General features: G+C 70.1%; 9 protein-coding genes. 5 read left to right on the top strand and 4 right to left on the bottom strand.

The features are described 5' to 3' along the window. Positions 1 to 6 precede the first annotated feature (6 nt). Positions 7 to 2,790, bottom strand: coding sequence for an AAA family ATPase (locus AB5L52_RS01690; RefSeq protein ID WP_369362358.1), 2,784 nt, complete (start codon positions 2,788 to 2,790; stop codon positions 7 to 9). Between the two features lie 1,219 nt (positions 2,791 to 4,009). Between AB5L52_RS01690 and AB5L52_RS01685 the strand changes: the two genes are divergently transcribed. Both AB5L52_RS01685 and AB5L52_RS01680 read left to right on the top strand, forming a co-directional pair. Continuing rightward, positions 4,010 to 4,192 (top strand): hypothetical protein, encoded by a 183-nt coding sequence (locus AB5L52_RS01685; RefSeq protein ID WP_351571248.1) that lies wholly within the window; start codon positions 4,010 to 4,012, stop codon positions 4,190 to 4,192. A gap of 228 nt (positions 4,193 to 4,420) precedes the next feature. Next, entirely contained in the window at positions 4,421 to 5,458 is a 1,038-nt protein-coding gene (locus tag AB5L52_RS01680; RefSeq protein WP_369362357.1) for a DUF2332 domain-containing protein, read from the top strand. A gap of 567 nt (positions 5,459 to 6,025) precedes the next feature. On the opposite strand, the gene AB5L52_RS01675 is transcribed toward AB5L52_RS01680, so the two are convergent. Next, entirely contained in the window at positions 6,026 to 6,487 is a 462-nt protein-coding gene (locus AB5L52_RS01675; RefSeq protein WP_369362356.1) for a pyridoxamine 5'-phosphate oxidase family protein, read from the bottom strand. A gap of 244 nt (positions 6,488 to 6,731) precedes the next feature. On the opposite strand from AB5L52_RS01675, the gene AB5L52_RS01670 reads away from it, so the two are divergent. After that, positions 6,732 to 6,878 (top strand): hypothetical protein, encoded by a 147-nt coding sequence (locus AB5L52_RS01670; protein WP_351028729.1) that lies wholly within the window; start codon positions 6,732 to 6,734, stop codon positions 6,876 to 6,878. Positions 6,879 to 7,160: 282 nt separating this feature from the next. After that, positions 7,161 to 7,589, top strand: a complete 429-nt coding sequence (locus AB5L52_RS01665) for a hypothetical protein (RefSeq protein ID WP_351028727.1) — start codon at positions 7,161 to 7,163, stop codon at positions 7,587 to 7,589. 218 nt (positions 7,590 to 7,807) lie between these two features. Here AB5L52_RS01665 and AB5L52_RS01660 read toward each other — a convergent pair whose 3' ends face one another. Further along, positions 7,808 to 8,782: an Lrp/AsnC family transcriptional regulator gene (locus AB5L52_RS01660; RefSeq protein ID WP_369362355.1), complete on the bottom strand. Its 975-nt coding sequence runs from the start codon at positions 8,780 to 8,782 to the stop codon at positions 7,808 to 7,810. Between the two features lie 107 nt (positions 8,783 to 8,889). On the opposite strand from AB5L52_RS01660, the gene AB5L52_RS01655 reads away from it, so the two are divergent. Further along, positions 8,890 to 10,269, top strand: a complete 1,380-nt coding sequence (locus AB5L52_RS01655) for an MFS transporter (protein WP_369362354.1) — start codon at positions 8,890 to 8,892, stop codon at positions 10,267 to 10,269. A 224-nt stretch (positions 10,270 to 10,493) separates the two neighbouring features. Here the strand turns inward: AB5L52_RS01655 and AB5L52_RS01650 are convergent, their stop codons facing one another. Next, positions 10,494 to 12,191: a DUF885 domain-containing protein gene (locus AB5L52_RS01650; protein WP_369362353.1), complete on the bottom strand. Its 1,698-nt coding sequence runs from the start codon at positions 12,189 to 12,191 to the stop codon at positions 10,494 to 10,496. Positions 12,192 to 12,475: the final 284 nt, after the last annotated feature.

Below are 12,475 nucleotides of genomic sequence, written 5' to 3'. Positions count from 1 at the left end.
GCGCTGTCAGCCCGTGGACGAGTGCGTGCTGGCCCAGCGGTCCGACAGCTTCGGTATGCGGTGCTCCAGCATCTTCGACGGCAGCTCCGAACGGCTGGCCACCTGCAGTTTGCGGTAGACCCGGGTGAGGTGTTGCTCCACCGTGCTGATGGTGACGTGGAGCCGGCCGCTGATCTCGCGGTTGGTGTACCCGAGCGCGGCCAGCCCGGCGACCCGGCATTCCGCGTCGCTCAGGATGGCGGGGCCGTCCTCGGACTCGGGACTCTCCGGCCGCGCGGGATCCTCCAGCAGATGTGCGTCGACCGGCGACTCGATGTGGCAGGCCTCGGCCTCCTGCGCCGCCTGCCGGGCCACCAGCCGGGCCCGGGCGTACTCGCCCAACTCGTAGTGGGCCGCGGACAGGTCGGCGTACGCCTGCGCCAGCGCGTACCGGTCCCCGCAGGTCTTGAGCAGGTCGATCGACTCACGCAGCAGCGAGGCCCGGCGGTGCGGCTTGCAGGTCGCGGCCAGCAGACGCAGCGCCATGGCGCGCGCCCGGGAGCTGTGGCCTCCGGGCAGCCGCAGCTGCTCCTCGGCCCACTCCCGGGCCGTACGGGCCTTGCCGATCCGGAGGTTGGCCAGGGCCAGGTCGGACCGCCAGGGGATGCCCTTCTGGAGACTGGGGTTGCCTTCGCGCAGCAGCCGTCCGCAGGTCTCGAAGTCGTTGAGCGCGGCGAAGGGCCGGTCGGTGGCGAGGTAGTGGTGGCCGCGGGCGCGCAGGTACTGGATGCCGAACACGGTGCGGAACATCTGCTCGGGCACATCGTGGCCGAGCAGTTCCTCGGCCTCGGCGTAGGAGCCCATGGCCGTGTACGCGGCGATCGCCGTCGACAGCGGGAGACCGATGAGCACCCCCCAGCTCTGGGCGCTCAGTGTGCCGAGAGCGGTGAGCGCGCCCTGCGACGCGGTGGTCACGTCTCCCTGCAGCAGGGCGATCTCCGCCCGGATGCTGCCGAGCAGGGCCTGCCATGTGGTCGCACGGCGCTCGACGGCGCGCTCCAGCAGCGCGTCGCAGGCTTCTGCGGCGAGCGCCGGCCGGTCCGCGTGGGCGATCGCCAGGAGCGACATGGCCACCAACTCCAGGTTGAGATGGTCCAGTTGGTGTCCCTGGAGGGCCTGGGCGACGGCCGCCGCGGAGTCGTCGGTCGCCTCACCGCCGATGAGCGCCGCGACCCGGGCGCCCAGTCCACCGGTGTCGGCGTGCGTGGGGCGGCGGCGCGGGTCGAAGCCGGCGACCGGGGCGCCCTTGCCGGGCAGCGCCACGCCGTAGAACCACTGCCGTACGAACTCCACCTCGGCGACGATCTGGGCGTCGGTGGGCGACTGGGCGTGGACGAGGCTGGCGACCGCCTGGGCGGCCAGTTCGGTGTCGCCCCGCCACAGCATGTAGCGCAGGACGGTGGCGGTGTCCCGCATGCTCAGGCCGCCGTCCAGCGCGTCCTTGCGCAACGGTTCCAGATGCGGTCCGGCGGCTGCCGGGTTGGTGCGCCACTCCGCGCGGGCCAGCGCCACGGACAGGGCGTGGCGTTCGAGGTCGTCGGCGCAGTCGCGCAGGACCAGACCGAGGTAGTCGGTGCAGCGCTCCACATCGTCCGCGGCGAGAGCCTGTTCGGCGGCGGCGCGCAGGATGGCCGCGCCCCAGCCCTCCGGGACGAGGCCCGCGGCATGGAGGTGCCGCGCCACCTCTACGGCGGGCACACCGGAGCGGTACAGCAGGTGGGCGATCCGGCCGTGCAGGTCGGTGCGCAGGGCGGCGTCCATGTCCTCCAGGACGGCCGCGGCGGCGGTGGGGTGTCGGAAGGCGTGACCGTCCAGCAGACCCGCGGAGTTGAGAGCGTCGACGGCTTCCTGGGTGCCGGCCGCGGTGGTACCGGTGAGCTCTCCGACGGCGACGGTGCCCGCGAGGGTGCCAAGGGCGGCCAGGACGCGGGCCACGCGCACATGGCTCGCTTCACCGCGGTGCAGCAGCGACAGCACCGCCTGGCGGTAGGCGGCGCCGGCGACGGGCCGGCCGATCTCGGGGCCGAAGCGTGTGCTGTCGTCCAGCAGGGCGTGCACGAGAAGGGGGTTGCCCGCGGTGGCCCGGTGGTAGGCGCCGCGGAGGGTGTCAGGCAGGGCGTGTCCGGCCTGTGCGGCGAGGAGTTCGCCGACGCTCACCTCCGACAGCGGCGCCAGCCGTACCCGTCGGTGCGGCTGGCGCAGGAGTTCCGTGTGCGCGGGCGAGCGTATGTCGCTGAAGTGTCCTGAGGTGGCGCACACCACGAGCAGGCGCCGGGAGCGGCTGCGGCGCAGCAGGCGGACGATGGTCTGGAACGAGGCCCGGTCCATGGCGTGGGCGTCGTCCACGGCGATCACCAGAGGGCGCTCGTCGGCCAGGCGCAGGAGGGCCTCGGCGGCCTCTTCTCCGGCGGGCGCATGCCCGAGTCGGTGCCCGGGCGGCCAAGAACGGCGGTTTTCCGGCCGGGAGTTCATTGCGGGCGGGGCGTGGTGGGGTACGGCGCACTCCGCCTCGGCGTTTCGCAGTAATTGCCTGACGAGGCTCATCGGACGATCCTGCTCCGTCGAGCATGTCGTACCGGTCAGTATGCGCGCATCGGTGCTGTTCAGCGTGGTGAGGAATTCGTGCACCAGCTGGGTCTTGCCGGATCCGGGGCCGCCTGTGATGATCACGAGCCGGCCATGTCCTCGCGCACTGTCTGTGAACGCCTCGCCCAGGACCTGTAGTTCCCTCGTACGACCGAAAAGTTGCATCGTGAGTCCCCCCTAGATTGTTTTTCCGAGTGACGTCATGCCCTGTTTCTCGCGTCACGAGGCGGCGGCGCGCGCCGGTCCGTCGGAGAGTTTGTAAGGGCTACGGCACTGCCGCAAAGGCGGCGCGCCGGACTTGTCCCGGGTCTGGCGAACGGCACCTGACAGGATGTGGAACGGAAGCGGAACCGGCTGGTCAGGCCTGCTGTCCGGAGACGCCTCGGGGAAGGATGTGTCACCACACCGCCACGCCGACGTGCCGAACGCCTTCCGTCCGTCTGCCGGTGTGCGCAACCGCACCGTCAAAGACGCGTCGCATCCTGTGGTCCCCTTGTCGCGTACCTGCGGACCGGTCGCAATGCTCGTCCCATTGCCGTGCCGATACTTACCGCCGGTAGCACCACGGATGATTCGGAATCCGTGGGCGAATGGTTTCGGTCAAATTCTGGCTGGCGCTGTCTCGGTCGTCCGCGGTTTTGCTGGTCGAGTGCCAAATCAAGAATAGATGCTCATAGCAGAAACAGACGCTATCTGTCTAGGCCAACGTTGTCAACTGCCCCTCTTGCCGTGTCACTTGCCTACTCTTCGGGCGGTCCGGCGAGGCGTCCTTTTACAGTCCGTTAATTTGCCGGACGGTTAAGGAAAGGAACCGGTCACGGTCAATCGTGACTTCGGTCACGGGAAAGCGCTTCCCCTGCCCGTTCGGGCAACGCATTTGTCTCGGGGCCTCTGACTTTCACCGCCGCGTCAGGAATGCCGTCACCGTCCACCACTGACGTGAGCCGCAGATGTGGACGCCACGTGACGCACCATGCTCGGCCTGCCTGACCTGCCCGAAGCCGGTGTCGGGCCGCCGCTGTTCGCTCAAACACGGCGCCGCGGCATGCCGAGAGATGAACTTTTCCCGCGCCGAGGGAACTGCGTCACACTTTTCGGCGCGCCGGGGCTCGGCACGCTGCATCCATGCATCAAGTGGCCCCAGGCCGGCCGCCCTCGTGCCCGGAGACGGGCGCTGCCATCAGGGTCATCGGGCGGTGCGACGAACTGATCGAGGGGGTGCGGGCGTCGGGCCGATGCTCGCCGCCATGGCGACGGCGCTGAACGGCTGACCGGCACGTCCGGTCGACGCACGGTTCGCCGTCGCCCTGCGCGTGGACGCGACGGCTGCCAGATCCTCGTCACGTGGGAACCGACGCGCATTCCGGTCGAGAGCAGGTTGGGCGTGGGCTCGCTGGAGGTCACCAGCATCACGGCGAGCTCGGTCGTCGTACAGGCCTCGGGCGAGGGCGTGTTCCTGTCCACGTCGGTGAGCGAGGGAGGCACCGGCAGCCTCAACGGGCTGCGCTTCCGGGTGGTGGATGTCCACGACGGGCAGGCCGTGCTCGACTTGTCTCCGAAGAAGTAGCCTGTCGGCGGGGTCGCGGAGGGGCCGGGGCGAGGCTTCACCCCGTGTGCCCCCAAGGTCGTGTGAGAGCAGGTGCCTGGTCTCCTGTCAGGTGGGATCTCCTCGGCGCTTCTGGGCCGCCGTGGTAAGGGGTGGGGGGTTGTTGTGCCGATGGCTGGAATCGCCGGGATGCCAGGATCGACGGGGGGAAGCGCCAAACCTGTGGGCAGGGCCCGCACACTTGCTCAGGTGTACCGGCACTTCGGTGAAGTCGACGCCGCCGGAACATCGCCGCTGTACGAGCGCGTCGCCGTCGCCCTGAGCGAGTCCGACGAGGCGCTACGCGCCATAAAGGCGGCGCCTGCGCGCAAGCGGCACCCCACGGTGATCCTCGCCGCGCTGCACGACCTCGCCCTCGCCGGACGCGCGCCGGCGCTTGCCGCGGCCTATGCCGCTGCGGACGGCGACGCCGCCGCCGACGCGGCGATCGACACGCTGCTGCGCATGACCGACTCGGTCGTGGCCATCGCCGTGCGCCGGAAGACGCGGACCAACGAGACCGGACGCTGCGCCGTGCTGTATCCGGCCATCGCCGAGGTGGCGCGCCGGGCAGGCGCGCATGCGGTCGGGCTGATCGACGTGGGCTGTTCGGCCGGGCTCGATCTCCAAGTCGATCGCGTGGGCATCACGTACAGCAACGGACAGTCGCTGGGCGACCCGTCATCTCCCGTGCAGCAGTCGTCGTCGATCGCGGGAGGCCGACCCGTCCCGACGCGGGCGATGCCCGAGGTCGTCGCCCGGATCGGCGTCGACCTCGATCCGGTCGACGTGACCGACGCGGAGGACGCCCGGTGGTTGCGCGCCTGCGTGTCGCCGGATCAGCCTGAGCGGATCGCGAGGCTCGAAGCGGAGATGTCGTTGGCGGCGAAAGCCCCTCCCACACTGCTGCGGGGTGATGCCGTCGAGGTGCTGCCGGACGCCTTCGCCCGCGTGCCCGAGGACGCTCTGCCTGTCGTCACCACGACGTGGACGCTGTCGCACTTCCCGCTCGAGCGCCGGCTGCGCTTCCTGCACCGGCTCGACCAAGCGGCGGCAGGCCGGGCGGTGGCCTGGGTGTCAGCGGAGGGGGTCGGAGTCGCGCCGTCGATACCGACACTCGGCGATCGCCGCGCCTCCGGACACAGCATCATCGGTCTGGCGGTGTTCGACCGGACAGCTCTGCGCGCCGAGGCCATTGGCCGCTGCTGGTCGCAAGGCCGTTTGCTGGCGTGGCTGGCAGACTCTTGATGCCCGGCCAGGGGTGAAGAGGTCGCGTGTGGTCATGGGTGCCGCGCAGTGGCGCGGTGGACAGCGTCGGCAGGATCAGCAGGATCGGCGCGAACTGCTTCAGCGTCTGAATCTGCGGCTTCTTGCGGCTGGTCCTGCGCACAGGACAGCACGATCCTCCGACGAGGTCGAAAGGGGCCCGCTACAAAACAACGCGATACCTTCGCGTTCATTCATGCAGGCCCTTCCGTCGGGTCTGCGGCGCAGCGGCGGGCTCGCCCTGGCGCGCGAGTCGTCGGCCGAGTGCGACTCCGACCGCCCCGCCCGCGCACGTCGCGGTGCCGTGGAAGCGAGGAACCGGCGGCGGCATCAGTAAGAGCGGTGGTTCCAAGAGGTCGAGGTCGACAAGCGGCGGCGGCTCCTTCCGCCACAGCTACGGCGGCTCGTCCTCCGGAACGAAGAAGATGCCCCTGTGGCAGGCGATCCTGTTCCTGCTCGGTCTGGGATGCCTGGCTGTCTGGGGCATCGTCAAGCTCGTACGCAAGGTCCGGAAGGTTCTCAGCGCCTAGCACGCGCCGGGGAGGCCCGCTACTCCCGCCATGTGCCGTCGCGCATGACAAGCCTGCCGCGTAGTTCCGGCTCCCCGCGCCAGGCACGCACGGTCTTCGGCACCACACGGATGTAGAGGAAGGGTCCTTCCTCCGCGCGCGGATCCCACCCGAACTTGCCGGCGAAGGCTTCCGCTGCTTCGTCAGGCACTTCCGTGTCCGGGAAACACTCCGCCTCACCCTGGAGAAGCACCACATCGAAGGTGTCCGGAAGCCCCAGGTGCACGCGGGGCTCCTTACGGACGTTCCGCGCGGTCACGGAGGTGGCACCGGTGCACATCCACACCGCTCGCCCGTCCCACAAGAACCACAGGGGCACCTGATGCGGCCCATGATCGGGGTGCGCCGTCGACACCCATACATCCCTCTCGGCAGCAAGCCGTGCCAGCGTGTCACGCCTGCGTTCCACTGTCTGGCGACGAACGATCCCGGTGTTCTCCATGAGCGCCGACCCTAGCCAGGATGATCGAATCGCACATGGGGCACGGGACCTAGGCCCGGAGACGTATGAACCCCTCGGTCGAACCTCCCGGCTAAACCTCTCAGCCCGTACCTCGCGGACAGAGTCACTCGACCGGCCTACAGTCCTGCCGTCTCGGCGTGCCGAGTACCCCCATTCGGCGCAAGCTGGAAGCGGACCGATTGCCGTTGCCGTTCCCGTGGTCACTGTCGTGCCGGGAGGCATCATGGTTGTGCTAGCCCTGCTCGTGCCGGTGATGCTGCTACTCGTCCTGTTCGCGCTGGACCTCTACGAGGATCTCCTGTTCCCCCCGTCCTCGGCACCTCGGACGGAGCGGGACCCTTCCGACGGGAACGACCCCGGCGACACGTGACCTCGACCACGGCGGTGCCCCAGGGGCTGCCGGCACCGCCCTGCGACGCGCCGTCGCCGTAGCCCCGCTGTCCATCGCGCCGGCCGCAGCCCCGAGGAAATCGCCCGCCGGCTCGTGAGGGCTGCTACTCGCCGGCTCCTGAGGGCTGTTACAAGACAGCGACAAAGCGCCGATGAACGCCTGGCCCTCTCGTCACGTCATTTCTCATGACTACGCCAATCAACACGTAGTGCGCTTTCAGTGCAGAAATCCGACCTAGCTTGAGAAAAGGACATATCTGTGATGGTCTCGAAGCGACGCTCCCTGCGTATAGCCGTCGTCGGCGCCCTCGGCGCGGCCTCCGTCGCCCTCGCGGGCACCGCGATGGCCGCCACCCCCGCCGCGCAGGCCGCGTCTCCCGTCGCCGTTGTGCACAAGGCCCCGGCGGCCAAGGCCGCAAAGGCCGGCATCACCGCCACCCCGTCGGCGTCCTCGGTCCGCGCCTGGCAGCTGTTCCGGGTGACGGGCAAGACCACCGGCATCAAGGCCGGCACGAAGGTGACCCTCCAGCAGAAGCAGCGCGGCAAGTGGGTCAGCCTGCCCGCGTCCGCGCCGGTCCTGCGCAACGGTTCCTACTCGCTCGGCGTCAAGCTCGGCCTGAAGGGCAAGAACGACCTGCGCATCGTCAGCGGCAACACCGCCTCACCGGTCTTCAACGTGACGGTCCGCTGAGCCGTGCAGGCATAGCCCCCCACCGGCGCCCGGACCATCTCGCCCGCCCCAGCGGCGAGCCCGGGCGCCGAATACTCCACCCCGTACGACGAGTTCAGTCGCCCTGCTCCACCCGACCCACCGAACTCAGCTGAAACTGACCGGATTTGTCGTAGCCATCCGGCCGAACCGGGCGTAGACGGCCATGCCGTCGTCGACGATCGTGCGCTGTTCGTGGTTCAGCGTTCGAGCGGAAGCAGGGTGCCGGCTCGTTTCACCGTGCGGATGACGGGGGCTGTCTCGATCGTGTGGATCGCGTCGAGTGAGGCGATTCTCTCGGTCAGGTATCGCGCGAGGTCGAGGGAATCCCGGCAGTTGACGGCCGCGAGGAGATTGGTCGGCCCGGTGGTCTGTGCCACGAGCGAGGCTTCGGGATGGCCGGCCAGCGCGGCGGCCACGGCGGTGAGTTGAGAGGGGCGCACGGACATCCAGAGGCGGGCTTCGGCACGGAAGCCGAGGGCGGCCGGTGGGATGTCGACGAGGAAGGTGAGCACGCCGGCTCGGCGCAGGGCGGTGAGTCGGCGGCGAACGGTGGATTCGGACCAGCCGGTCGCGGCCGCGAGTTCGGTGTGGCTCGCCCGTCCGTCCCGTGACAGGACGTCGAAGAGGGGGCGGTCCGCCGGCCCGAGGGAGATGTCGGCGTCCTCGGCGGGCGGCGGGGCGAGCAGCGCGGCCTGTTCCGGGGTGAGACAGGCGGGCCCGGCCCAGTTGTTGGGCAGCGCGTGATGGCCGAGCAGCAGGTGGGCGGTGACGGAGGTGACGCGACTGGTTCTGGGGAGTCTGTGCAGGAGCAGGGCTTCGCTGTCGTCGGTGGTGGACGTCAGGGCGCTGCAGGAGATCTCGGTGCCGCCGGAGAGCAGATGGACGTAGGAGGTGTCGGGGCGGGCGGCCAGGGCTTTGGCGATGGCGGTGGCCGCGTCCGGCGTGCACTGGAGCCGGATGGTCCAGGCGTGGTAGCCGAGGCGGGCCCCGTTGAGGGTGCCGACCACGCGGAGGACGCCGGTGGTGCGCAGGCGACGGTAGCGGCGGGCGACGGTGTTCTCGGAGACGCCGAGAGCCTCTCCGACGAGGCGCAGCGGGGCCCGGCCGTCGATCTGCAGGGCGTGCACCAGGCCCCGATCGATGGTGTCGAGGGTGACGGTATCCGTCTTCATGGGGCATCAGTGTGCCGGTATTCGCCGCGAATGGACGGCTGGGTGGTGGCGGTCGGGAGTTGATCCGGACCGTGGAGGCGTCCGACACGTTCTGCGGAGGAAGCCTCATGCGCAAGTGGTGGCCGTTGGTGGTCGTCTGTCTCGGCACTTTCATGTTCCTTCTCGATACCACGGTGTTGTCCGTCGCCCTGCCCGACATCGGGGCGGGACTGTCCGCCCCGCTGTCCGCGCTGCAGTGGGTGGCCAACATCTACACGCTGGTCCTGGCCGTACTGATGCTCACCATGGGGGCGTTGGTGGACCGGTTCGGCGCGCGCACGGTGTACGTCGCTGGACTGGCGGTCTTCGGCGTAGCCTCGCTGGTCTGTGGCCTGTCCCCGAACGCGGGTGTACTGATTGCGGCCCGCGGAATGCAGGGCATCGGCGGCGCGGCGCTGGCCGTGACCACGTTCGCCCTGATCGGCGCCGTCTACCGGGGACCCGACATGGGGCGGGCCATGGGCGTTTTCGGTGCGGTGACCGGCCTGGCCGCCGCCGTCGGGCCGATGATCGGCGGCGCCCTCACCCAGTACTTCAGCTGGCGGGCGGTCTTCTTCCTCAACCTTCCCCTTGTCGCCGTGACCGTCGCACTGGCCCTGCGGGTCCTGGCCGCAGGAAGGCGGGGCGCCGGGACGCGCATCGACTTGCCGGGCACGATCGCCTTCGCCGTATGTGCGGGCTCGCTCACCTACGCCCTGACGGTGGCCGGCGAAGAGGGCTGGACGTCCTTCAGGGTGCTGGGGCTGCTGACCCTCGCAGTCCTCTCGCTCATCGCCTTCGTCCGCGTCGAACTGCGCAGCTCCGCGCCCCTGCTGGAGGTACGACTGTTCTCCAAGGCGTCCTTCTCGGCCGTGCTGATGTGCGTGGTCGCCTCCACGGCCGCTTTCGCGGCGCTCGTCTACACCTCGCTGTGGCTCCAGTCCGGGCTCGGCCTGCGGCCGGTTCGCGCCGGGCTCGCGCTCATGCCACTCGCCCTGGCCTCCTTTGGCACCTCACTGATCAGCGGGCGCAGGCTCCATGGAAAGTCCCCGCGCGCGATCCTCGCCACTGGCCTGCTGCTGAGCGGGATCGGCTGCTTGCTGCAGACGGGGCTGGACGCCGGCTCGTCCGCCGGCTCTCTTACGGTGGGGCTGGCGGTCACCGGCATCGGTGTGGGGTTGATGGGTCCGGCCATGGGGGCAGCGGTCTTCGCGGCGCTGCCGCCGGAGCGGGGCGGCATGGCCGCTGGAGCCATGACCACGTTCCGGCAGCTGGGGCAGACACTCGGGGTCTCGGTCTTCGGCGTGCTGTTCCAGCACGCTGGTTCCACTCTGTCGGAGGGCCTGAACCGGGTGCTGATCGCCGCCGCTGCGACCGGGATCACCGGCTCCGTACTCGCCTATGTCTTCGTGCCGAAACCGGAGGATGCATCAGCGCCCGCCCGTCGGCGTCTCACCGGCTCCCGATGAACGTGCTGCCTGCGAGCCGCCTCGGCGGTCGGCTCGCAGGCAGTCGTCACCGGCGGGTGTGCCGTCTCGGAGGGGCGTGAAGTCGACGTCGAGCCTCAAGCCGTATACCTCGGACTGGATTCCGAACGGATCGTGTGCGTCGGCCCGTGCCGACTCCTCAGGCCCCCGTGCCGACGTCTCAGGCCCCCTGCCGACTTCTCAGGCTCCCGGCCCGGTACCGCCGTTCACAGCGATGCGAGGTTGTCGGTCAGGTCGGCCAGGCCGAGGGAGCCCTGGGTGAGGGCGTTCATGTGCCAGGTGCGCAGGTCGAAGTCGGTGCCCAGGCGGCGGCGGGATGCCTCGCGGCCCTGCAGCCAGGCGCGTTCGCCGAGCTTGTAGCCGATGGCCTGGCCGGGCCAGCCGAGGTAGCGGTCGATCTCGCTGGTACGGCGGGCGGTGTCGCTGCCGTGGTGGGCCGCCATGAACGCGGTGGCGAGGTCCGGGGTCCAGCGTTCGCCGGGGTGGAAGCCGGAGCCGACCGGAATGACGAGTTCCAGGTGCATGCCGATGTCGATGATCACGCGGATGATCCGGAGCATCTGCTTGTCCAGATAGCCCAGGCGGCGGGCGGGGTCGGTGAGGAAGCCCAGTTCGTCCATCAGACGCTCTGCGTACAGCGCCCAGCCTTCCTTGTTGGCGCTGACCGCGCCCAGGGTGATCTGGTAGTGGCTGAGGTGGCCTGCGGCGGCGGTCCATCGAGCGGTCTGCAGGTGGTGGCCGGGGACACCCTCGTGGTACCAGGTGCTGACGATCTCCCAGGTGGGGAAGGTCTGTTGACCCAGCGTCGGCAGGTACGTGCGCCCGGGGCGGCTGAAGTCGAGGCTGGGACCGATGTAGTAGGGCGCGCCCGAGCTGCCCGGGGGTGCGATCCTCGTCTCGACCCGGCGCAGCGGGCCGGAGATGTCGAAGTGCGTGCCGTCGAGGGCGTCGATCGCCTCGTCGATGATGTCCTGGAGCCAGGCTCGGATGTTCTCCTCACCGGTGATGGCATGTCCGTGCTGGTTCAGGTGATCCATGGTCTCGCGGACGGTGGCGCCCGGGAGGATCCGCTCGGCCTCGGCCTGCATCTCGGCGGCCGTCCGGTGGAACTCCTCCCAGGCCCAGGCGTAGGCCTCGGCCGGGTCCGGACTGATGCCGTTGGCCCAGCGGGCCGAGCGTAGATAGCGTTCGCGGCCTACGGCGTCCGGGGTGCCCTGCACGGCGGGCAGGTAGGTGCCGCGCAGCCAGTCGGCGAACTCCGCCACCGCGGCCGTCGCCCGATCCCCGGCGGCGTCCAGCTCGGGCCTGAGCCGATCCGGAGCGTCGGCCACGAGCGTGGCGAACCAGCTGGCGCCGCCGCCGTCCTGGCCGGTCCAGGCGGAGAGTTGACCGATGACGGCCCTGGCCTGCCGGGGCGCGCACAGCAGCCCGCGAGCGATGCCCTCGCCCAGGGTCGCCCGGTAGCCGTTCAGCGCGCCGGGCAGATGGCGCAGCCGCCCGGCGACGGCCGCCCAGTTCTCGTCGGTGTCGGTGGGCATCAGGGTGAAGATGTCGCGCACCTGGTGCAGGGGCGAGCTGACGTTGCGCAGCTCGCGGAAGTGGTCACCCGCCTCGTGCAGGGCGAGGCGCGCGGTCAGCCGCTCCCGTAGCAGCCGGGCGCAGTTGCGCTCGGCGCCTTCCCACACCGCACCGTCCTTCTCGGCGTCGCGCTCGATGACGTCGAGCACGGACAGCGTGCCGCGGGCCAGTTCGGCGAGCGCCTCGAAGCCCTCCGGTGACAGGTCGGGCTGCCGGTCGTCCTCGGGGCGCAGGCCGAGCCGGGTCGAGGTCATGGGGTCGAGGGCGGCGACCTGCGCGACATAGTCGTCGGCGATCCGGCGCGGGGTGCTGGGCGTCTCGGGCATGGTCCTCATGCTGGCGTACGGCCGCCGACGGTGTCAGCAGTGCCTCAGGTGTGGGGAGGCTGTTGGGGTGCCCTCGCCCTTGTGAGGTGGATGAGGTGCCCTCACCGAGGCGATCGCAGTCCAGGTAGCTCAGGTAGCTTCTGTGGGCTTGCCCAGGCCGTTGAGCAGGGCACGCGCGGCCAGGGTGAACTGGGGGCGGTCGAGCGGCGTGCGGAGGTGTGCGCGGCACGAAAACCAGGGCAGCGTCGTCACCACGACCGCATCGGCCGCTGGTCCTGCGTGAG

Origin of the sequence: Streptomyces sp. CG4, assembly GCF_041080655.1 — a bacterium.
GTDB lineage: Bacteria > Actinomycetota > Actinomycetes > Streptomycetales > Streptomycetaceae > Streptomyces.
Note: the sequence above shows the minus strand (reverse complement) of the source record. Positions and strands in the feature narration are given on the sequence as shown.

Excerpts from the sequence above, each read along its gene's own strand:
- AB5L52_RS01690 (WP_369362358.1), bottom strand. The coding sequence starts at position 2,790 with ATGCAACTTTTCGGTCGTACGAGGGAACTACAGGTCCTGGGCGAGGCG.
- AB5L52_RS01675 (WP_369362356.1), bottom strand. The coding sequence starts at position 6,487 with ATGGAGAACACCGGGATCGTTCGTCGCCAGACAGTGGAACGCAGGCGT.
- AB5L52_RS01670 (WP_351028729.1), top strand. The coding sequence starts at position 6,732 with ATGGTTGTGCTAGCCCTGCTCGTGCCGGTGATGCTGCTACTCGTCCTG.
- AB5L52_RS01665 (WP_351028727.1), top strand. The coding sequence starts at position 7,161 with ATGGTCTCGAAGCGACGCTCCCTGCGTATAGCCGTCGTCGGCGCCCTC.
- AB5L52_RS01660 (WP_369362355.1), bottom strand. The coding sequence starts at position 8,782 with ATGAAGACGGATACCGTCACCCTCGACACCATCGATCGGGGCCTGGTG.
- AB5L52_RS01655 (WP_369362354.1), top strand. The coding sequence starts at position 8,890 with ATGCGCAAGTGGTGGCCGTTGGTGGTCGTCTGTCTCGGCACTTTCATG.
- AB5L52_RS01650 (WP_369362353.1), bottom strand. The coding sequence starts at position 12,191 with ATGCCCGAGACGCCCAGCACCCCGCGCCGGATCGCCGACGACTATGTC.